At 54.7% G+C, this 20,281-nt stretch carries 17 protein-coding genes, 6 tRNA genes and 2 pseudogenes; 15 read left to right on the forward strand and 10 right to left on the reverse strand.

The genetic code is table 11. The features are described 5' to 3' along the window. Positions 1 to 3: 3 nt before the first annotated feature. Complete coding sequence (locus HA43_RS13995) at positions 4 to 1,245, reverse strand: Nramp family divalent metal transporter (protein WP_094111921.1); 1,242 nt, start codon at positions 1,243 to 1,245, stop codon at positions 4 to 6. 366 nt (positions 1,246 to 1,611) lie between these two features. On the opposite strand from HA43_RS13995, the pseudogene HA43_RS14000 reads away from it, so the two are divergent. Further along, positions 1,612 to 2,801: pseudogene (locus HA43_RS14000) on the forward strand (NupC/NupG family nucleoside CNT transporter). A gap of 235 nt (positions 2,802 to 3,036) precedes the next feature. Here HA43_RS14000 and HA43_RS14005 read toward each other — a convergent pair. Both HA43_RS14005 and HA43_RS14010 read right to left on the reverse strand, forming a co-directional pair. Beyond that, positions 3,037 to 3,112: transfer RNA gene (locus HA43_RS14005), tRNA-Ala, on the reverse strand. Between the two features lie 43 nt (positions 3,113 to 3,155). Further along, positions 3,156 to 3,231: transfer RNA gene (locus HA43_RS14010), tRNA-Ala, on the reverse strand. 343 nt (positions 3,232 to 3,574) lie between these two features. Here HA43_RS14010 and HA43_RS14015 point away from each other — a divergent pair. Both HA43_RS14015 and HA43_RS14020 read left to right on the forward strand, forming a co-directional pair. After that, the gene (locus HA43_RS14015; RefSeq protein WP_094111922.1) at positions 3,575 to 4,363 is read left to right on the forward strand and encodes a formate/nitrite transporter family protein; all 789 of its coding nucleotides are present in this window, start codon (positions 3,575 to 3,577) and stop codon (positions 4,361 to 4,363) included. Positions 4,364 to 4,473: 110 nt separating this feature from the next. After that, the gene (locus HA43_RS14020; protein ID WP_039379424.1) at positions 4,474 to 4,827 is read left to right on the forward strand and encodes a YfeC-like transcriptional regulator; all 354 of its coding nucleotides are present in this window, start codon (positions 4,474 to 4,476) and stop codon (positions 4,825 to 4,827) included. 77 nt (positions 4,828 to 4,904) lie between these two features. On the opposite strand, the gene gltX is transcribed toward HA43_RS14020, so the two are convergent. Next, entirely contained in the window at positions 4,905 to 6,326 is a 1,422-nt protein-coding gene (gltX, locus tag HA43_RS14025) for a glutamate--tRNA ligase (RefSeq protein ID WP_071668079.1), read from the reverse strand. Between the two features lie 267 nt (positions 6,327 to 6,593). Here gltX and HA43_RS14030 point away from each other — a divergent pair. The 5 genes from HA43_RS14030 (at position 6,594) to HA43_RS14050 (ending at position 7,529) form a co-directional block, all read left to right on the forward strand. Continuing rightward, positions 6,594 to 6,669: transfer RNA gene (locus tag HA43_RS14030), tRNA-Val, on the forward strand. Positions 6,670 to 6,714: 45 nt separating this feature from the next. Beyond that, a tRNA-Val gene (locus HA43_RS14035) sits at positions 6,715 to 6,790 on the forward strand. 38 nt (positions 6,791 to 6,828) lie between these two features. Beyond that, positions 6,829 to 6,904: transfer RNA gene (locus HA43_RS14040), tRNA-Val, on the forward strand. A gap of 4 nt (positions 6,905 to 6,908) precedes the next feature. Next, positions 6,909 to 6,984: transfer RNA gene (locus HA43_RS14045), tRNA-Lys, on the forward strand. A 209-nt stretch (positions 6,985 to 7,193) separates the two neighbouring features. Beyond that, a complete protein-coding gene (locus HA43_RS14050; RefSeq protein WP_094111923.1) occupies positions 7,194 to 7,529 on the forward strand; it encodes a FlxA-like family protein in 336 nt (111 codons plus the stop codon). Here HA43_RS14050 and HA43_RS14055 read toward each other — a convergent pair. Further along, the gene (locus tag HA43_RS14055; RefSeq protein ID WP_094111924.1) at positions 7,526 to 8,446 is read right to left on the reverse strand and encodes a LysR family transcriptional regulator; all 921 of its coding nucleotides are present in this window, start codon (positions 8,444 to 8,446) and stop codon (positions 7,526 to 7,528) included. The two genes, HA43_RS14050 and HA43_RS14055, sit on opposite strands and share 4 nt — an antisense overlap. Before the next feature lie 99 nt (positions 8,447 to 8,545). Between HA43_RS14055 and HA43_RS14060 the strand changes: the two genes are divergently transcribed. Further along, the gene (locus HA43_RS14060; RefSeq protein ID WP_094111925.1) at positions 8,546 to 9,544 is read left to right on the forward strand and encodes a bile acid:sodium symporter family protein; all 999 of its coding nucleotides are present in this window, start codon (positions 8,546 to 8,548) and stop codon (positions 9,542 to 9,544) included. A gap of 22 nt (positions 9,545 to 9,566) precedes the next feature. Here the strand turns inward: HA43_RS14060 and HA43_RS14065 are convergent, their stop codons facing one another. The 3 genes from HA43_RS14065 to zipA form a co-directional block, all read right to left on the reverse strand. After that, a complete protein-coding gene (locus HA43_RS14065) occupies positions 9,567 to 9,791 on the reverse strand; it encodes a DUF3820 family protein (protein ID WP_094111926.1) in 225 nt (74 codons plus the stop codon). A 1-nt stretch (position 9,792) separates the two neighbouring features. Beyond that, positions 9,793 to 11,811 carry an NAD-dependent DNA ligase LigA gene (ligA, locus tag HA43_RS14070; RefSeq protein WP_094111927.1) on the reverse strand — a complete coding sequence of 673 codons (2,019 nt, stop codon included), beginning with the start codon at positions 11,809 to 11,811 and terminating at the stop codon, positions 9,793 to 9,795. A 101-nt stretch (positions 11,812 to 11,912) separates the two neighbouring features. After that, the gene (zipA, locus tag HA43_RS14075; RefSeq protein ID WP_094111928.1) at positions 11,913 to 12,920 is read right to left on the reverse strand and encodes a cell division protein ZipA; all 1,008 of its coding nucleotides are present in this window, start codon (positions 12,918 to 12,920) and stop codon (positions 11,913 to 11,915) included. Positions 12,921 to 13,137: 217 nt separating this feature from the next. On the opposite strand from zipA, the gene cysZ reads away from it, so the two are divergent. The 6 genes from cysZ (at position 13,138) to crr (ending at position 18,090) form a co-directional block, all read left to right on the forward strand. Beyond that, entirely contained in the window at positions 13,138 to 13,896 is a 759-nt protein-coding gene (cysZ, locus tag HA43_RS14080; RefSeq protein WP_039379442.1) for a sulfate transporter CysZ, read from the forward strand. Positions 13,897 to 14,038: 142 nt separating this feature from the next. Continuing rightward, positions 14,039 to 15,010 carry a cysteine synthase A gene (gene cysK, locus HA43_RS14085; protein WP_039379445.1) on the forward strand — a complete coding sequence of 324 codons (972 nt, stop codon included), beginning with the start codon at positions 14,039 to 14,041 and terminating at the stop codon, positions 15,008 to 15,010. Between the two features lie 16 nt (positions 15,011 to 15,026). After that, positions 15,027 to 15,221 (forward strand): hypothetical protein, encoded by a 195-nt coding sequence (locus HA43_RS14090; RefSeq protein WP_039379447.1) that lies wholly within the window; start codon positions 15,027 to 15,029, stop codon positions 15,219 to 15,221. Positions 15,222 to 15,401: 180 nt separating this feature from the next. Then, a complete protein-coding gene (gene ptsH / locus HA43_RS14095) occupies positions 15,402 to 15,659 on the forward strand; it encodes a phosphocarrier protein Hpr (RefSeq protein ID WP_007889063.1) in 258 nt (85 codons plus the stop codon). A 157-nt stretch (positions 15,660 to 15,816) separates the two neighbouring features. Continuing rightward, positions 15,817 to 17,544, forward strand: coding sequence for a phosphoenolpyruvate-protein phosphotransferase PtsI (gene ptsI, locus HA43_RS14100; protein ID WP_094111929.1), 1,728 nt, complete (start codon positions 15,817 to 15,819; stop codon positions 17,542 to 17,544). A gap of 42 nt (positions 17,545 to 17,586) precedes the next feature. Continuing rightward, positions 17,587 to 18,090, forward strand: coding sequence for a PTS glucose transporter subunit IIA (gene crr / locus HA43_RS14105; protein ID WP_039379452.1), 504 nt, complete (start codon positions 17,587 to 17,589; stop codon positions 18,088 to 18,090). A 54-nt stretch (positions 18,091 to 18,144) separates the two neighbouring features. Here the strand turns inward: crr and HA43_RS14110 are convergent. Together HA43_RS14110 and HA43_RS14115 are read right to left on the reverse strand one after the other, a co-directional pair. After that, positions 18,145 to 19,502 (reverse strand): annotated as a pseudogene (locus HA43_RS14110) (ATP-binding protein). Next, positions 19,499 to 20,179, reverse strand: coding sequence for a response regulator transcription factor (locus HA43_RS14115; protein WP_094111930.1), 681 nt, complete (start codon positions 20,177 to 20,179; stop codon positions 19,499 to 19,501). The pseudogene HA43_RS14110 and the gene HA43_RS14115 overlap by 4 nt, the downstream one beginning before the upstream one ends. Positions 20,180 to 20,281: the final 102 nt, after the last annotated feature.

The raw sequence follows: 20,281 nt of genomic DNA on the forward strand, positions 1-20,281 counted from the left end.
ACGCTACCAGCCGAGCGCCTCTCCCACCAGTAAATAGATGTTCAGTGCCACCACCAGCATCACAATCAGCCGGCCGGTGTTCTGCATCAGGCGGGAGTTCACCAGTTCATCTCCCATCAGTTCACGATTACCGGTAAATGCCAGCAGCGGGATCAGCGCCAGCGCGATGCCAAAGCTCAGCAGCACCTGACTCATCACCAGAATGCGCGTCGGGTCCCAGCCAGCCCAGATAACAATAAACGAGGGCAGCATGGTAATTACCCGCCGGACCCACAGCGGAATATGAAACCGGATAAAGCCCTGCATCACCACCTGCCCTGCCAGGGTGCCGACCACCGTGGAAGAGAGTCCGGCCGCCACCAGGCTCAGCCCAAAGACAATTGCCGCGGCCTGCCCGAGCAGCGGTTCCAGCGTCAGGTACGCCTGATCGAGATCAACAATGGAGGTGTGTCCGCTGAAGTGAAACGCCGCCGCTGCCGTAGCCATCATCGCCAGGTTAACGAAACCGGCAATGGTCATGGCGATCGCCACATCCAGCTTGGTAGAGGAGTAACGTTCTGCTTTAGTGCCTTTATTACCGTGCTGAGTCAGCGCTGAATGCAGATAGATAACGTGCGGCATAATGGTGGCACCCAGTACACCGGCTGCCAGAAATACCGCATCAGAGCCCGGCAGCGAAGGCAGGGCCATCCCGGTAACGAGCTGGCTGACGCTGGGCTGGGAGAAAAAGAGCTCAACGATATAGGCCGCGGCAACAAACAGCAGCAGGCCACCAATCACCCGCTCCAGCGGTTTCTGTCCGCGGCTTTGCAGCATCAGGATCAAAAAGGTCGCAATGCCGGTCAGTACGGCGCCCTGCAGCAGTGAGATGCCAAGCAGCAGCTTAAAGCCCAGCGCGGCACCGATAAACTCTGCCAGGTCGGTCGCCATCGCGATGATTTCGGCCTGCACCCAGTAAAACCAGACGGCGGGACGCGGGAAACGGTCGCGTATGTGCTCCGCCAGGTTTTTACCGGTTGCGATCCCCAGTTTGGCTGACATCAGCTGGATCAGCATCGCCATGATGTTTGCCCAGACCACTACCCACAGCAGCTTATAGCCATAGGCGGCTCCTGCCTGAATGTTGGTTGCAAAGTTACCCGGATCGATATAACCGATAGCGGCGATAAACGCAGGCCCCAGCAGGGCGAGCTTGAGTTTTCTGGCTCCGCGGGCGGCGCGCTCTGCGGTGCGGCTTTCTGACATAGTGTGATCCTGTCCTGACGCGTGTAGACCCGCTGAGTTTAAGGGGCCTTACAGGCAAGTGAAATCTGGTTATATTTATCGCAGTAATAGATAGTGCTATAAAGTATAGCCAATGCTATACATCAACGCAAAGATCGGCCTCTGACAAAGCATAGAACGGATTTACTCTACGCCCGGAACAAATTATAAACAATCTCTGTGTGGATAAATTGTGTGAGCGGTTTGTTACGGTGATGTGAGCAGGCAGAGTTATCCGCAAAAAATTGCGATACTGAATACTTATAATGCGGGTTTGATCTCGTTTTTAAGTAACGTGTTACATAGAATACGCAGCAAAATACAACCCTCCTCAAATTTGGAGCCGATATGTCCCATATTTTGCATTTCCTTTTAGCACTGGTGGTCGTCGGCGTGCTGGCCCTGCTGGTCAGTCACGACCGTAAAAGTATTCGCTTTCGCTATATCGCACAGCTTTTAGTGATTGAACTCCTGCTGGCGTGGTTTTTCCTGACCTCTGAGGCGGGACTGGGCTTTGTTAAGGGCTTTGCCAGCATGTTTGATTACCTGCTGAAATATGCAGGTGAAGGCACCAATTTTGTGTTTGGCGGCATGAACGAAAAGGGACTCGCCTTCTTCTTCCTTAATGTTTTATGCCCTATCGTCTTTATTTCTGCGCTGATCGGTATTTTGCAGCATTTCCGCATTCTGCCGTGGATCATCCGCGGTATCGGAACCGTGCTGTCAAAAGTGAACGGCATGGGCAAGCTGGAGTCTTTTAACGCCGTCAGTTCTCTGATTCTGGGACAGTCAGAAAACTTCATCGCGTATAAAGATATTCTCGGCAAAATGTCGCAGCGTCGTATGTACACCATGGCGGCCACCGCTATGTCGACCGTATCGATGTCCATTGTTGGCGCCTACATGACCATGCTGCAGCCAAAGTATGTGGTTGCCGCACTGGTGCTAAATATGTTCAGTACCTTTATCGTTCTGTCGCTGATCAACCCTTACCGCGTAGAGAACGAAGAAGATCTGCAGCTGCAGGATCTGCATAAAGGTCAGAGCTTCTTTGAGATGCTGGGTGAATATATTCTTGCCGGATTTAAAGTGGCGATTATCGTTGCGGCTATGCTGATTGGCTTTATTGCCTGATCTCCGGTCTGAATGCGCTGTTTGACCTGATTTTTGGTATCAGCTTCCAGGGCGTGCTGGGCTATGTATTCTATCCGTTTGCCTGGGTGATGGGTGTTCCGGCTCATGAAGCGCTGCAGGTAGGCAGTATCATGGCCACCAAACTGGTCTCTAACGAATTTGTGGCGATGATGGATCTGCAGAAAGTTGCAGGCCAGCTGTCACCTAACGCAGAGGGCATTCTTTCGGTGTTCCTGGTATCGTTCGCTAACTTTTCATCCATCGGGATTGTGGCTGGTGCGATTAAAGGACTGCATGAAGAACAGGGCAACGTGGTATCACGCTTTGGCCTGAAACTGCTCTACGGTTCAACGCTGGTCAGCGTGCTCTCAGCTGCCATTGCCGGTCTGGTACTCGCTTTCTGATTATCAGGGCGGGCTTCGGCTCGCCCTGCTCTCCTGCTCAGCCGTTACGCCTTCAGCACCACGCTTCCCGCTTTTTTCTGCGCTTTCTGCGCTTTCTGCACATCACTGATTTTCATCAACGGAATAGCTGCCGCTATAAAGCGTGCGTTGCAGGGAGCAGAACTGACAGAAAAAGGTCATTCAGGAAGAGATTTATCGCAGTAACGGGAAGATATTCAGAACAACAACGAAGATTTGGTGGAGATAAGCGGGATCGAACCGCTGACCTCTTGCATGCCATGCAAGCGCTCTCCCAGCTGAGCTATACCCCCACATCTGGAATCATTCTTTCGGTTCAAACCGTTGGGAGCGGTTTGGTGGAGCTAAGCGGGATCGAACCGCTGACCTCTTGCATGCCATGCAAGCGCTCTCCCAGCTGAGCTATAGCCCCGTACCGAAAAAACTGCCGGGCAGACCCGACGGACGGCATAATATGAAACCACTCTGAGTGTGTCAACGGCAAATTCTCGTTCTGTGTGCAATCGCTGAAAAAGACGGCAAACCCGTGTTGTAGTGACCTTTTTTTCACCACTTATGCTCCTCCTGCTGCTTATGGTGGCCAAAAAGCAGCGCGCTGGCGGGTTAAATTCAGGTTAAAGATGTTAGCGCCAGACTTGTTTTCGTTAATGGTCCGTGTAAAACTTCGCACGCTAATTAACCGGTTGACCTGCCAGGGTTAGCTCCTTAATAACCGGTAAAATCATCCCTTTGTTTAATAAAAGAAAAAGAGAATTATGTCACTACATACTCCTAAAGAGATCGCCCAGCTGGCGATTCAGGCTGGCGTGGCTAAAAGCCGCCTGCCCGTTTCAACCTTATTAATCCTTGGCTTTATGGCCGGTGCCTTTATCGCTACCGGCTTCCTGCTTGATCTGCACGTCATTAACCAGCTGCCTGCTGAATGGGGCTCATTCTCCAGCTTCCTGGGCGCTGCCGTATTCCCGGTCGGTCTGATTCTGACCGTGCTGGCTGGCGGTGAGCTGCTGACGGGCAATATGATGACGCTGCCGGTGGCGTGGTTTGCCCGCCGTATCAGCGCTCTGAGCGTCCTGCGTAACTGGTTCTGGGTTACGGTTGCGAACTTTATTGGTAGCGTCGCCGTCGCCTGGTTCTTTGGGCATATGCTGGGCATGACGGAAGGTGACTACCTGAAAAAAACCGTTGCGATTGCGCACGCTAAAGTCAGCGCCGATTTCCTGCATGCCTTTATCTCTGGCGTAGGCTGTAACTGGCTGGTCTGCCTGGCGGTATGGCTGGCGTTTGCCAGTAAAGATATGGTGGGCAAAATCATGGGGATGTGGTTCCCGGTGATGGCGTTCGTGGCCATTGGTTTCCAGCACGTCGTGGCGAACATGTTTATTGTGCCGGCGGCTATCTTTGCGGGTCAGATGAGCTGGGCCGAGTTTGCGCCTAACGTAATTGCCGTGTTCCTCGGCAACGCCGTAGGGGGAGCCATTTTCGTCGGTCTGACCTATTTCCTGGCGTTCCGCCCTGAACAGGCAGTTGCTCGCGAAGCCTCGTAACCTATTAATGTCTTTTATTGGTCGTAAAAAGCATTTTCTGTCCGGATTACTTTTCCCAGTAACGTTTTGTTGTAATATGTAGAGCTAATGTATTCAACAGGGACAGCATCGTGAAAAAGGAATGGCTAACCCCCGAAGAGCTCGCGCTTGAAACGGGCTACAGTCGGCAGACGGTGAACAAATGGATCAAACGCGAAAACTGGACCACCACGCCTAAGCCCGGCGTACAGGGCGGCAAAGCGCGTTTGATCCATATCGATGAGCGGGTGAAAAGCTTTATTCAGTCCACCCGCCACGCGAGTGAACCGGCAGCGAATTACGCCGCTCAGCAGAATACGTTACCTGCGTTATTAATAAATTCTGTCCAGCAAATGACGCAGACAGAACAGGACCAGCTCGCCGCCCTGTTACTGCGTGAAGGGATCCGCGGTGTTCTGGAAAGACTGGGTATTCAGGATGCATAAAAAAGCCGGAGGCAATTGCTTCCGGCTTTTTTGTTGTACCTGATAACGCTCCCGCGGCGTGCGAGAGCGATAAGCTATCAGGCGTTAGCTTCGCGCTCAGCAATAAATGCCAGCGCTTTATCAATCCGCGCAACGCTGCGGCTGCGGCCAATCGCTTCCACGGTCACATCCAGCGCCGGCGACTGCCCTGCTCCGGTAACGGCAACACGCAGCGGCATGCCCACTTTCCCCATACCCAGCTCAAGTTCATCCGCCGCGCTCTGAATCGCATGGTGAATCTGCTCTGCATTCCAGTCGCTGTCGCTCAGTGCAGCCAGCTTGTCACGCACCCGCTCCAGCGGCTGACGCGCAACCGGACGCAGATGCTTCTTCGCGGCATCCGCATCAAAGGCGTCAAACTCTTCATAGAAGTAGCGGCAGGAAGCGGCAATCTCCACCAGCGTTTTGCAGCGGTCGCCCAGCAGCGTCACCAGTTTTGCCAGTTCAGGCCCGGTGCGGGTATCGATCTGCTGCTGTTCAATGTGCCACTGCAGATGCGTCGCCACATACTCTGGCGGCAGCGTAGTAATATAGTGGTGATTCAGCCACTGCAGTTTTTCAGTGTTGAAAGCGCTGGCTGATTTACTGACCGCATCCAGCGTAAACAGCGATTTCATCTCAGGAATGCTGAAGATCTCCTGATCGCCATGAGACCAGCCCAGACGAACCAGATAATTAAGCAGCGCCTCCGGCAGATAGCCATCGTCGCGATACTGCATCACGCCTACCGCGCCGTGACGCTTGGAGAGTTTTTTACCATCATCACCGAGGATCATGGAGACGTGCGCATAGACAGGAACCTGCGCGCCAATCGCTTTCAGGATGTTGATCTGACGCGGTGTGTTATTGATGTGATCTTCACCACGGATAACGTGCGTGATCCCCATGTCCCAGTCATCCACCACTACGCAGAAGTTGTAGGTCGGTGAACCATCGGTACGACGAATGATCAGGTCGTCCAGCTCCTGATTGCTGAATTCAATCGGGCCGCGGATCTGATCGTCAAAGATGACAGAGCCATCCTGCGGATTACGGAAACGGACCACGCACGGCTCATCAGCAGCGTGATGTTCATGGCTGTCGCGGCAGCGACCGTCATAGCGTGGCTTTTCACCGTTAGCCATCTGCTCTTCACGCAGTGCATCAAGACGCTCGCGGGAGCAGTAGCACCTGTAGGCGGTGCCCGCTTCCAGCATCTCATCAATGACGTCGTTATAGCGGTCAAAACGTTTGGTCTGATAGTAAGGACCTTCATCCCAGTCAAGGCTCAGCCAGTTCATACCATCCATAATGGCTTCGATCGCTTCCGGCGTGGAGCGCTCCAGGTCAGTGTCCTCAATACGCAGGACAAACTCGCCTTCGTAATGACGTGCAAAAAGCCAGGAGTAAAGCGCGGTGCGGGCGCCTCCAACGTGCAGATAGCCGGTCGGGCTGGGGGCGAAGCGGGTTTTAATTTTCATTCAGCATTGCCTTAGATGCGCAGGTTTTCTTGTCTGGATGACAAAAAAACGGGTTAACGCGAAAAAACAGTGCGCACATTCTAGCAGGTGGAGACGATTCCTCAATCACTCTCACCGCCGCAGCGCAAACGGCTTTTTCTGCTAATAAAACCAGTACATTGGCTAAAACCCCTTCAGGGTGACTATTTTTAAAGCGAACAAACATTTTAATTTTAAAAAGCGTTGACTCACTTCGAAGGATCCCTATAATGCGACTCCACACAGCGGGGGTGATTAGCTCAGTTGGTAGAGCATCTCCCTTACAAGGAGGGGGTCGGCGGTTCGAACCCGTCATCACCCACCACTCTTAAGGTGGCCCGCAGTGAACAGGTAGTAAGAGATAAGATATGGGTGATTAGCTCAGTTGGTAGAGCATCTCCCTTACAAGGAGGGGGTCGGCGGTTCGAACCCGTCATCACCCACCATATCTTAGCCCGGCAGCCTGTTAAAGAAGTACCGAAGTGGGTGATTAGCTCAGTTGGTAGAGCATCTCCCTTACAAGGAGGGGGTCGGCGGTTCGAACCCGTCATCACCCACCACTTCGGGTCGTTAGCTCAGTTGGTAGAGCAGTTGACTTTTAATCAATTGGTCGCAGGTTCGAATCCTGCACGACCCACCAAATTCAGAAAAAAGCGCCCTATGGGCGCTTTTTTTGTTTCTTTTGGGCGGCATTAATGCCGCCCCTACAAATAAGCCGCTCTGCTCGCACCTGTAGGGGCCGCATTTATGCGGCCCTGAAATCAGCGCGGCCTCAACATCCGGGCGGCACACCTGAAGCTTTTGCTGCTGCTGCCGATAACCTTCAGGGTCTATGGCAAGGAGAAAATCATGACAGCAATATCAGGTATCAGCAGCATCGGAATAGGTGGCAGCAGCGGGGGCGGAGCAGCCTCCGAGATTGCCGGGATTAATAAACAGATCGCCGCGATTACCAGCCAGCTCAAATCTCTGGCAGACGATCATACGCTGACGCAGGAGCAAAAATCAGAACAGCAGCAGATGCTGGAGAATCAGATTCAGATGCTCTTTGCACAGATTGCTCAGATTCAGCAGCGCGAAGCGGAAAAGGCAGAACAGCAGCAGCAGACTGAGCAGCCGGTGAGCGCCCGGGCTGATGGCATTAACCGGCCAACGCCAGATAATCAGATCGACGTCTATATCTAAAACGCCGGATAGAGTGAGCGCGTCTGCGTCAGCAGTTCAGCCTGCTGACGCACTTCCTGCCAGACCGCCTCCGCAGCGGGCGTAAGCGAACGGTTTTTACGTTTGATCAGCATCAGACTGCGGTTCATCTCCGGATAAAGCCGGCGTACCACCAGCTTACGTCCCGAAGGCAGCGGCAGCGCCAGGGCCGGTAAAATACTGATGCCGATGCCCGCTTCCACCATCGGGTAGAGCGTAGCCGGATGACCAATCTCCTGTACCACATTCACACTGACAGCCAGCTGCTGCAATATCGCATCAACCAGCATCCGGCTGCCTGATGCATAATCCTGCAATACCATATTGCGATCTGTCAGCATCGCCCAGGTCACTGTCTCTGTTTGCGCCAGCGCGTCATTCTGGTGACACAGCAGCAGAAAAGGCTCCTGCAGGATCTCTTCGGCATCAAACTCTGCGTCACCCAGTGGGCCAATCACAATGCCAAAATCAACTTCTGCATTGCGCACGCTTTGTAGCACCGCCTGCTGCACCCTGTCGTGCAGGATCACGCGGATATCGGGATAGTGCTGCTGCGTGCTGGCCAGACATTGCGGCATCAGATGCGCAGACGGCGTCTGGCTGGCTGCAACCCGCACGGTGCCGCTGCGCTGCTCGCCGTAACTGCGCACATCCAGCAGCGTAGTATTCAGCTCTTCCAGCAGGCGCGTCAGCCGGGTTGCCAGCTGCTGCCCTGCCCCGGTGAGTAATACTTCACGCGTCGTGCGGTCCAGCAGGCGCACGCCTATTTCCGCCTCCAGCTCTTTCACGCTATGGCTTACCGCCGACTGGCTTAACCCTATCAGCTGCCCCGCCTGGCTAAAGCTTCCCTGTCGGGCAACAGCAACAAAAGTACGCAGCTGGCGTAACGTATAATTCATCGATTCTGCTCATAGATTAATGCAATAAATCAATTTTATTTCTAAACGCGCTTAGCGCACAATCTCTGCCAGACTTTTTCTTTTAACCGGACGTTAACAATGGGCTTTTTACGACTCGATCCAATGATGATCAAACTCATCATTACCGTACTGCTGGCCAGCTTTCTGCCGGCACGCGGCGGTTTTGTCGACTTTTTTGAATACCTCACTACGGCCGCTATCGCCCTGCTCTTCTTTATGCACGGTGCCAAACTGTCGCGCGAGAAGATTATTGCCGGCAGCAGCCACTGGCGTCTGCATCTGTGGATTATGTGCAGCACGTTTGTGATTTTTCCGGCGCTCGGGCTGCTGCTGGTCTGGTGGCACCCGGTTAACGTCGGGCCTGAAATCTATACCGGCTTCCTCTACCTCTGCATTCTGCCTGCCACCGTACAATCCTCTATCGCCTTTACCTCTATGGCAGGCGGGAATGTTGCGGCGGCGGTCTGCGCTGCGTCAGCGTCCAGCCTGCTGGGCGTGTTCATCTCTCCCTTACTGGTCAATCTGGTGATGAACGTCCACAGTGCGGCACCGGGTAACGGTCTGGAGCAGATTGGTAAGATTATGATGCAGCTGCTGGTGCCGTTTGTTATTGGTCACCTCTCCCGCCGCTGGATTGGCGGCTGGGTGGAAAAGCATCGCAGCCTGATTGGCAAAACCGATCAAACCTCGATTCTGCTGGTTGTCTATTCAGCCTTCAGTGAGGCCGTGGTAAATGGCATCTGGCATCGCGTGGGCGTCGATACCCTGCTGTGGATTCTGGCAGGCAGCCTGCTGCTGCTGCTGATTGCGCTGGCAATCAATATCGGTGCCTCACGGCTGTTTGGTTTCAGCCGGGCTGATGAGATTGTGGTGCTGTTCTGCGGTTCGAAAAAGAGCCTGGCGAACGGCGTGCCGATGGCTAATATTCTTTTCCCGGCCAGTGCGGTGGGCATTATTGTGCTGCCGCTGATGATCTTTCATCAGGTACAGCTGATGATCTGCTCGTTCATTGCCCAGCGCTATAAAGCAGGGAATGAAAAGCAGCTGGCGCAGCAGCCAGAAGCGCAGAAATCGTAATAAAAAGCCCGCGCAAGCGGGCTTATTTATTTGGGGCTCGCCTGAGCGGTGTGACCAGTCCCTGCAAACCCTCAATTTTAATCGCCAGCGTCAGCTGCATCAGCTCACCCAGCGTACCTGCCGGGAACGCGTTTTTACGTGCAAACCAAAGCAAATACTCTTCCGGCAGATCGATCAGCAGCCGCCCCTGATATTTACCAAATGGCATCACCGTGCTGGCAATGGCCAGCAGCTGCTGTTTATCCATCTTACACGTCCAGCAGGCGGATCATCTCCGCTTCGTCGATGACCGGAATACCCAGCTCCTGCGCCTTCGCCAGCTTGGAGCCCGCCGCTTCGCCAGCGATCAGCAGATCGGTTTTCTTTGATACGCTGCCGCTGACTTTAGCACCCAGCGCCGCGAGACGCGCTTTCGCATCATCGCGGTTCATCTGCGACAGAGAGCCGGTAAGCACTACCGTTTTACCGGCAAACGGACTGTCGATCTCTTCAGCTTTGATCACCGCGACCGCAGGCCAGTGAACACCTATCTCTTCTGTCAGCTCGCGGATCACCTCACGATTGCTCTCTTCTTCCATAAAATTGCGTACGTGGGCGGCCACAACCTTACCCACATCCGGCACCGCAATCAGCGCGTCGAGATCGGCATTCATCACCCGCTCCAGCTCGCCAAAGTGACGGGCGAGGTTAGCCGCCGTGGCTTCACCCACCTCGCGGATCCCCAGCGCATACAGGAACCGCGGCAGCGTGGTCAGCTTTGCTTTCTCCAGCGCGGCCACCACGTTTTGCGCCGATTTTGGCCCCATGCGATCCAGTCCGGTCAGTTTGCCTGCCGTCAGGCGAAACAGATCGGCAGGCGTTTTCACATACTCTTTCTCAACCAGCTGATCGATGATTTTATCACCCATGCCATCCACATCCATGGCGCGGCGCGAGACAAAATGCTTCAGTGCCTCTTTACGCTGGGCACCGCAGATCAGCCCTCCGGTACAGCGCGTCACCGCTTCACCCTCTACCCGCTCCACGTCAGAGCCGCATACCGGGCAGTGCTGCGGAAACACAATTTCACGCGCGTCAGCCGGCCGGTCAGACTCTACCACGCTGACCACCTGCGGGATCACGTCGCCAGCGCGGCGAATCGCTACGCGGTCGCCGATGCGCAGGCCGAGACGGGCGATCTCATCAGCGTTGTGCAGGGTGGCATTACTCACTATCACGCCTGCAACCTGTACCGGCTCCAGGCGCGCGACCGGCGTAATGGCACCGGTGCGTCCAACCTGAAACTCAACGTCGCGCACTACGGTGAGCTGCTCCTGTGCCGGGAATTTAAAAGCGATCGCCCAGCGCGGCGCGCGCGCCACAAAACCGAGCCGCTCCTGCAGCGTCTGTGAATCGACTTTAATTACCACGCCATCAATATCAAAACCGAGTGCCGGTCGTTCCTGCTCAATATGATGATAAAACGCCAGCGCTTCATCAGCGGTATGAACCAGCTTGATGCGCTCACTGACCGGTAAACCCCAGGCTTTGAACTGCTGCAGGCGTGCCCAGTGGCTGGCCGGCATTTCGCCGCCCTCCAGCAGACCAAAACCGTAGCAGAAGAAAGTCAGCGGGCGTCTGGCAGTGATCCGGGGATCGAGCTGACGCAGCGAGCCGGCTGCTGCGTTGCGCGGATTCGCAAAGACTTTACCACCGGTACGTCGCGCTTCTTCATTGAGCTTTTCAAAACCGCTTTCAGTCATAAACACTTCACCACGCACTTCCAGCCGCGCCGGGATATTGTCGCCCTGCAGCCGCAGCGGAATCGCCCGGACGGTGCGCACGTTAGCCGTGATATTTTCGCCGGTTGTGCCGTCGCCGCGGGTAGCGGCCCGCACCAGTAAGCCGTTTTCATACAGCAGGCTGACCGCCAGACCATCAAGTTTGAGTTCACAGCAGTAGGTCAGCTCATCGCTGCTCTTAAGCCGATCCTGTACGCGTTTGTTAAAGGCGCGGAACCCTGCCTCATCAAAGGTATTATCCAGCGACAGCATCGGCACTTCATGCCGCACCTGCTCAAAAGCGGTCAGCGGCGCCGCGCCGACCCGCTGCGTAGGTGAATCGGGCGTAATCAGATCGGGATGCGCACGCTCCAGCTCGCGCAGCTGATTCATCAGCCGGTCATATTCAGCATCCGGAACTTCCGGCGCATCCATCACGTGGTAGAGATACTCATGATGACGCAGCGTGGTACTGAGCGCTGCGATCTGCTCCTGGACTGATTTCATAGTGTTTATCCGATAAAAAAACCCCCGGCTGGCGGGGGTTGAGAGTGACTCTGTTTCACGCTGCAAATGGCGGGCGTAAACATGTAATACTGCCGTAGCGGTTAGCCGCCAACCACCTCGCGAATGCGGGCTTTGTAAGTCTCAAGCTTCTGCGGCGTCATCATGCGACGCTCATCATCAAGCACCACGCCGCCGACGTCATCGGCAATACGCTGGGCTGACTGCAGCATCAGCTTAAAGTTCTGATGCGCGTCGCCGTAGGATGGCACCATCATAAACATCGAGACGCCAGGTGTCGTGAAGTCGCCCATGGTGTCAGGGTTGAAGGAACCCGGCTTCACCATGTTAGCAAGACTGAACAGAACAGGGCCGCTGCCGGCCGGACTCAGATGGCGGTGAAAAATGTTCATCTCGCCAAACTGGAAACCCGCCTGTAACACGCCCTGCAGCAGCGCTTCACCGTTGAGCGCACCGCCTGCATGAGCGGCAACGTGCAGAACCAGTACCGTCTCTTTTTTACTGCCAGGCGCTGCAGGCTGCGTTTCCTGCGGGGCCGGCGTCGCTTCATGCTCAGGTACGGCTTCAGGCTCAGGTGCAGCGCTGAATTCCGGAGCGGGCTGTACCGCTGGAAGAGGTTCGTTATCCAGCAGCGGATCGGCCTGTACCGGCGCAGGCTGCGGTTTCGCAACCGGCTGCGGCGCAGCAGGCTGCTGCACAGGCGGCGGAGAAACAGGCTGCTGCGGCGCGGAGTGCGCAGGCGCAGGCTTGCTGTCCAGCAGCGGATCGCCCGTCAGCGGGGTTTCATGCTGTGTGAAAGGCTGGCGTGCCGGCTCCGGCGCTCGCGGCGCGGCCGGTTTGGCTGGCGGCGCGGTGAACACAGGTTCATCACTGTCGTCATGCTGACGATGGACGCGCACTTCACCGACGCCATCCTCTTCATCACTCAGCAGATCGTCATCCGCGTCATCGCGCTGTTTGAGACGTTTGTGCGGGCGATCGCGAAATACGGACGAACGCTCTTTACGACTGGTCCACAGTCCGTGAAGAAGCAGCGCTATTATGGCGATCGCGCCAACAACGATTAATATCAGACGCAAATCCTGCATCATTGTATTCTCTGTTGTTCCAATACCTTGCCACCACGGCAAACTTTATCCTCTAACTGTATTTGCCCTGCTACACAAGTGCAAGTCTGCGCACTATTTTCTGACAAATAAGATAGCCAGCCGACGCTTTTTCGCTGTTTTTTCGCACAAAGCAGGCCAGCTCACCGGGAAAAGCCAGGGTATGATGTTGATGCCGCTACTTACAGGAGAAAGGCTTGTTATGCCCGCAGAGAATTCAGTCTCATCATTTAATGGTCTTCACTACTTTGCCCGCGGCTGGAACCTGGTGCATATGCGGGGGATCCGCCGCTATGTCATTGTGCCGCTGCTGGTGAATGTGCTGCTGCTCGGCGGCGCGTTTTACTGGCTGTTCCGGCGGCTGGGAGAGTGGATCCCTCAGCTGCTTTCACACGTGCCCGACTGGCTGCAGTGGCTGAGCTATCTCATCTGGCCGCTCTCAGTGATTTCAATCGTGCTGGTGTTTGGCTATTTTTTTTCCACGCTCGCCAACCTGATTGCCGCTCCCTTTTGCGGCCTGCTGGCTGAACAGCTGGAGGGACAACTCACCGGCAGGCCGCTGCCTGACAGTGGCTGGATGGGCCTGCTTAAAGATCTGCCGCGCATTATGAAACGTGAACTGCAGAAGCTGGGTTACTACCTGCCGCGTGCGCTGGGCCTGCTGCTGCTCTATTTTATCCCTGGCTTTGGTCAGATAGTGGCGCCGGTATTGTGGTTTCTGTTCAGCGCATGGATGCTTTCTGTCCAGTACTGCGACTATCCTTTTGACAACCATAAGGTCAGCTTTCCGCATATGCGCACTGCCCTGCGGCGGCATAAAGTCGCCAATATGCAGTTTGGCGCGATGGTCAGCCTGTTTACCATGATACCCATTCTGAATCTGGTGATTATGCCGGTGGCCGTATGCGGGGCGACCGCGATGTGGGTCGATCGCTATCGTGCTGATTTAGCTCGTCATTAACCGCAGCGATCCAGGCTTATGCATTTTTCCGCACGGCTTATGGTCAGGGGCTATATAGATATACTATTTCTTTCCTTCCGCGCGGAGACAGAACAGGTATCCTCAAAGGGTTCCCAATATTTCATACAGTTAAGGACGGGCAATGAGTAAGATCTACGAAGACAACTCGCTGACAATTGGTCATACGCCGCTGGTTCGACTGAACCGCATCGGTAACGGACGTATTCTGGCGAAGGTCGAGTCGCGTAACCCGAGCTTCAGCATCAAGTGCCGTATCGGTGCCAATATGATTTGGGATGCAGAAAAACGCGGAATTCTGAAGCCTGGCGTAGAACTGGTTGAGCCGACCAGCGGTAACACGGGCATCGCCCTGGCATACGTCGCCGCTGCACGCGGCTACAAGCTAACGCTGACCATGCCAGAGACGATGTCAATTGAGCGTCGTAAGCTGCTGAAAGCGCTGGGTGCCAATCTGGTGCTGACCGAAGGGCCAAAAGGCATGAAAGGCGCCATCGCCAAAGCGGAAGAGATTGTTGCCAGCGATCCGGATAAGTATGTTCTGCTGCAGCAGTTCAGCAACCCGGCTAACCCGGAGATTCATGAAAAAACCACCGGGCCGGAAATCTGGGAAGACACCGATGGCGAAGTTGATGTCTTTATTGCCGGTGTAGGAACCGGCGGCACCCTGACCGGCGTAAGTCGCTATATCAAGAATACCAAAGGCAAAAAAGAGCTAATTACCGTGGCGGTAGAACCTACCGACTCGCCGGTTATCGCACAGGCGATGGCGGGTGAAGAGATCAAACCGGGTCCGCATAAAATTCAGGGCATCGGCGCAGGCTTCATTCCCGGTAACCTTGATCTGCAGCTGGTCGATCGGGTTATTGCCATCACCAACGATGAAGCGATCAGCACGGCGCGTCAGCTGATGGAAGAAGAAGGTATTCTTGCCGGCATCTCATCGGGTGCGGCGGTGGCTGCTGCGCTAAAGCTGCAGGAAGATGAAGCCTTCGCAAACAAGAATATTGTGGTGATCCTGCCCTCTTCCGGCGAACGCTATCTCAGCACCGCACTCTTTGCCGATCTGTTCACGGAAAAAGAGCTGCAGCAGTAATCGTCAAAGTCTTAAAGTGTCGAAAAAAGCACCCCTTCGGGTGCTTTTTTGTGGCGCAGATCTCACTTTCATCACCGGGCAGATTGATTTCAGTGATGCCGCTCTGGTATTTAAGCTGCCAATTATTTCGGTGCCTGAAATTAATCTGCCCTTGAAGTGGATCAAGCTGAATCGATTTACTGATTTGGCGAAATGGCGAATCACGGCATAATTAACCCGGTGACGAACAAACGCAGTTGTTGATCCGTCATTGCAAAAATGGCTTATTCATCAGAGCGTCCTTTTCTGGTCAGCATGATGCCATACCAGCGTACCTACACAGGCTAAAGTTACGGCTCCAGGCTAGACTTTAGATCCATAACACCAAACCTGAAAAAGTTGGGGAAATAGCATGTTCCAGCAAGAAGTTACCATTACCGCACCAAACGGTCTGCACACGCGTCCTGCTGCACAGTTCGTCAAAGAAGCTAAGGCGTTCCAGTCAGAAATCACTGTGACTTCCAACGGCAAATCTGCCAGCGCAAAAAGCCTGTTTAAGCTGCAGACGCTGGGTCTGACCCAGGGAACCGTAGTCACGCTCTCTGCTGAAGGTGAAGATGAGCAGCAGGCAGTTGAACATCTGGTTAAGCTGATGGCCGAGCTCGAGTAACTTCGCGCGGTCACCACCAAATCGACTCCTTTGCCCCATTGAGTGCAACTATCTTGATCGCGGACAACCTGTCCGCGATATCGCTTCACTAGAGTACTGCTCCACGACAATGGCAATGCATCGGGTCAACGAGCCATCGTGATAAAAAGGTAGGGTTATGATTTCAGGCATTTTAGCATCACCGGGTATCGCTTTCGGCAAAGCACTGCTGCTGAAAGAAGATGAGATCGTCATCAACCGTAAAAAGATTACAGACGACCAGGTTGATCAGGAAGTTCAGCGCTTCCTTGATGGACGTAGCAAAGCAGCAGAACAGCTTCAGGCGATCTGCGTCAAAGCCGGTGAAACCTTCGGTGAAGAGAAAGCGGCGATCTTTGAAGGTCACATCATGCTGCTGGAAGACGAAGAGCTTGAGCAGGAAATCATTGACCTGATTAAAAAAGATCATGTCACCGCTGACGCTGCGGCTCACTCTGTGGTTGAAGGCCAGGCTAAAGCGCTGGAAGAGCTCGATGATGAGTATCTGAAAGAGCGCGCAGCGGACGTACGTGATATCGGTAAGCGCCTGCTGCAGAACATTCTTGGCCTGCATATGGTCGATCTCGGCTCTATTGCTGAAGAAGCGATTCTGGTCGCAAAAGATCTGACTCCATCAGAGACTGCACAGCTTAACCTGAAAAAGGTGCTGGGCTTTATCACCGATCTGGGTGGACGCACCTCGCACACCTCAATCATGGCGCGCTCGCTGGAACTGCCTGCGATTGTCGGCACCGGTAGCGTGACTACCACCGTTAAAAACGGTGATTTTCTGATTCTGGATGGCGTAAACAACAAAATTTATGTCAATCCAACTGAAGCGGAACAGGAAGAGCTGAAAGCGATTCAGACTCAGTACCTTTCTGAAAAACATGAGCTGGCCAAGCTGAAAGATCTGCCTGCCATTACGCTGGATGGTCATCAGGTTGAAGTCTGCGCCAACATCGGTACCGTTCGCGACGTGGCGGGTGCAGAGCGTAATGGTGCAGAAGGCGTGGGCCTCTATCGTACCGAATTCCTGTTTATGGACCGTGATTCGCTGCCTTCAGAAGAGGAGCAGTTCCAGGCCTATAAAGCCGTCGCAGAGGCCGTAGGTTCTCAGGCGGTTATCGTGCGCACGATGGATATCGGCGGCGATAAAGATCTGCCTTACATGAACCTGCCGAAAGAAGAGAACCCGTTCCTCGGCTGGCGTGCAATTCGTATCGCAATGGATCGTAAAGAGATCCTGCATGCCCAGCTGCGCGCCATTCTGCGCGCCTCCTCTTTTGGCAAGCTGCGTATCATGTTCCCGATGATTATTTCGGTGGAAGAAGTGCGCTTCCTGAAAGCGGAGCTGGAGACCCTGAAAGCGCAGCTGCGTGAAGAGGGCAAAGCCTTTGATGAGTCTATTGAAATGGGCATCATGGTGGAAACCCCGGCTTCAGCCGTTATCGCCCGTCATCTGGCGAAAGAAGTCGACTTCTTTAGTATTGGGACAAATGACCTGACGCAGTATACTCTGGCGGTCGATCGTGGTAATGATTTGATTTCACACCTCTATAACCCAATGACGCCATCTGTACTTGGCCTCATTAAGCAAGTGATCGACGCATCACATGCCGAAGGGAAATGGACCGGCATGTGTGGTGAGCTGGCGGGTGATGAACGTGCTACACTACTGTTACTGGGAATGGGGCTGGACGAATTCAGCATGAGTGCCATTTCGATCCCGAGCATCAAGAAAATCATTCGTAATACCAATTACGAAGATGCTAAGGCTCTGGCAGAGCAGGCTCTGGCTCAACCCACAGCGGAAGATTTAATGAATCTGGTCAACAAGTTCATTAAAGAAAAAACGCTCTGCTGATCCACGTGATGCTGGCCCCAAAATACTGCTTAGGAGAAGATCATGGGTTTGTTTTCTAAACTTTTTGGCGAAAAATCAGAGAGCGCGTCAGGGACTATCGATATCGTTGCGCCTCTGTCAGGCGAAATTGTCAATATTGAAGACGTACCTGATGTCGTGTTTGCTGAGAAAATCGTGGGCGATGGTATCGCAATCAAACCGACTGGCAACAAAATGGTTGCACCGGTTGATGGTACTATCGGCAAGATTTTCGAAACTAACCACGCGTTTTCCATTGAATCAGACAACGGCATTGAGCTGTTTGTCCACTTCGGTATCGATACGGTAGAGCTGAAAGGTGAAGGCTTTAAACGTATCGCCGAAGAAGGTCAGAAAGTGAAAAAAGGCGACGTTGTGATCGAGTTCGATCTGCCGCTGCTGGAAGAGAAAGCGAAATCCACGCTGACACCGGTTGTGATCTCGAATATGGATGAGATCAAAGATCTGACCAAGCTTTCCGGTCAGGTAACTGTTGGCGAAACGCCGGTTATTCGTATCAAAAAATAACGGACGTTAGCACTCTCTGAAAACGGCACCCGATGGGTGCCGTTTTTGTTTTCGCTACGCTTTGCGCCAGTGCGGGAGCCTGAGAATCACCTCAAGACCACCTTCTGGCATATTCTGCGCCTGAACTTCGCCATGATGAGCCAGCATCACCTTACGGACGATAGATAGCCCGAGGCCGTAACCTTTTCCGGCCAGCGGCGTGTTTACCCGCACAAAGGGATCGAAGATACTGGAGAGTTTGCTGTGATCGACGCCGGGTCCGCTATCGCGAATGCAGATCGTCAGCCAGGCGGCTTCCGCGTGCAGATCTACCCGGATCACCTGCCCCTGCTGCGAAAAACGCAGCGAATTTCGCAATACATTCTCTGCGCCACGCCGGATCAGCTCGGCGTTACCGCGCACCGTATAGTCAGCCGTCTCATCGGCGGTAAACTCCACCAGCACGCCAGTCAGCTGCGCTTCATAGCGCAGATCGGTTATAACCACCTCCAGCAGCCCGAGAAGATCAAAGTAATCTTCTCCCGGCAGGCTTTCGTGACTGACGCGTGACAGCGTCAGCAGCTCGCCAATCATCTTGTCGAGGCGACCCGCTTCCTCATCAATGCGGTTAAGTGATACCGCGACCGTTGCCGGCGTCTGACGCGCCAGCCCGGTTGCCAGCTGCAGGCGCGCCAGCGGTGAACGCAGCTCGTGCGAGATATCGTGCAGCAGCGCCTCGCGGGCGTAATCAGCGTATCAAGCCGCTCTACCATGGCATCAAAATCGTGCGCCACGCTGGAGAGTTCATCGTGACGCCGGCGCATCAGCGGCCAGAGCCGCACCGAGAGATCGCCGCTGGCCACGCGGGCGAATCCTTCGCGCAGCTGACGCATCGGGCGCGTAAGATTCCAGGCGAGCAGCAGGCTGAAGAGCAGCCCCAGCGCACCGGCGAAGATAAACATCGGTTGCGGAATATTCAGAATGCGGCGCGGGCGCTCGCCTATGGTGCTGTCGCGCCGCAACGCCCTGACGTCATAACGCAGCTCCCAGCCGTTGCCGTCTGCGTCTGTTACCTGGCGCACTATCACGTCAGGAATGGGGCCGTGAAACGGCGCGCCAAACGCTGGCTGCGTCCTGCCGGCGGCGCGCGGCGCCGTCGCACGCTGGGGCAGCACCGAGAAAAATTGCCGATCTTCCGCAGACCAGTCAGCCATCATGTCGTCAAGCGCAGCAGGACCGCCGCGCTCAAGAACGGAGACAGCGGAGGCCATCTGCAGATTCACAATGCGCCGTACCGCGGCAATGTCGGGCGGCTCATGCCGGCTGCCCGACAGCGCAAAGCCGAGCCAGAGCAGCTGGCTGATAATCAGGAATACCAGCCAGAAACCCAGCAGAATTTTCCAGAACATGCGCCCGCGATAGCTGCGCTTCATCGGATGCGATAGCCAATACTGCGCACGGTTTCAATCGTCACGCTCTCAGCTGTCAGCGCCGCCAGTTTCTGCCGGATATTGCTGATATGGACATCAACGCTGCGATCGTAAGCTTCCCGCGACCGTCCCAGCCCCTGCTCAGAGAGTTCATCTTTGGTTACCACCCGCTCAGGCGCCCGCAGCAGCAGCTGCAGCAGGTTAAATTCTGACGCGGTCAGCTCCAGCGCCCTGCCCTGCCATGCGGTAACGCGGGTCGCCGGGTTGAGCGTCAGGTCACCCAGGCAGAGCGGCTCCTTTTTATCCGCCTCCGCCGGCAGCTCCTCCACGCGGCGCAAAACTGCACGCAGGCGCGCCACCAGCTCGCGCGGATAGCAGGGTTTCGGGACATAATCATCCGCGCCCATCTCCAGCCCGATCACGCGGTCAATATTGTCGCCTTTTGCCGTCAGCATGATCACCGGCAGGCGGCTGTTCTGGCGCACCTGACGCAGCACGTCGGTGCCGCTCATGTCAGGCAGCATGATATCCAGGATCATGGCGCTGTAGCTGCCTGACAGTGCCCCCTCAATCCCGGCGCTGCCGGTCAGGGCAAGCTGCGTTTCAAAGCCTTCAGCAAGCAGGTACTGGCTGAGCATGGTGCCCAGCTCAGCGTCATCATCAACAAGCAGGATTTTCATCGGTTTCTCTCAGCTAAAGTGGTGTTATTTTGTGCCGATTGCGGGAGAAACGCAGCAGGATTTACGCGATCCTTACAGTCAGATGCGCGGATACAGAAGCGG

Source organism: Pantoea eucrina (assembly GCF_002095385.1).
Classification (GTDB): domain Bacteria; phylum Pseudomonadota; class Gammaproteobacteria; order Enterobacterales; family Enterobacteriaceae; genus Pantoea; species Pantoea eucrina.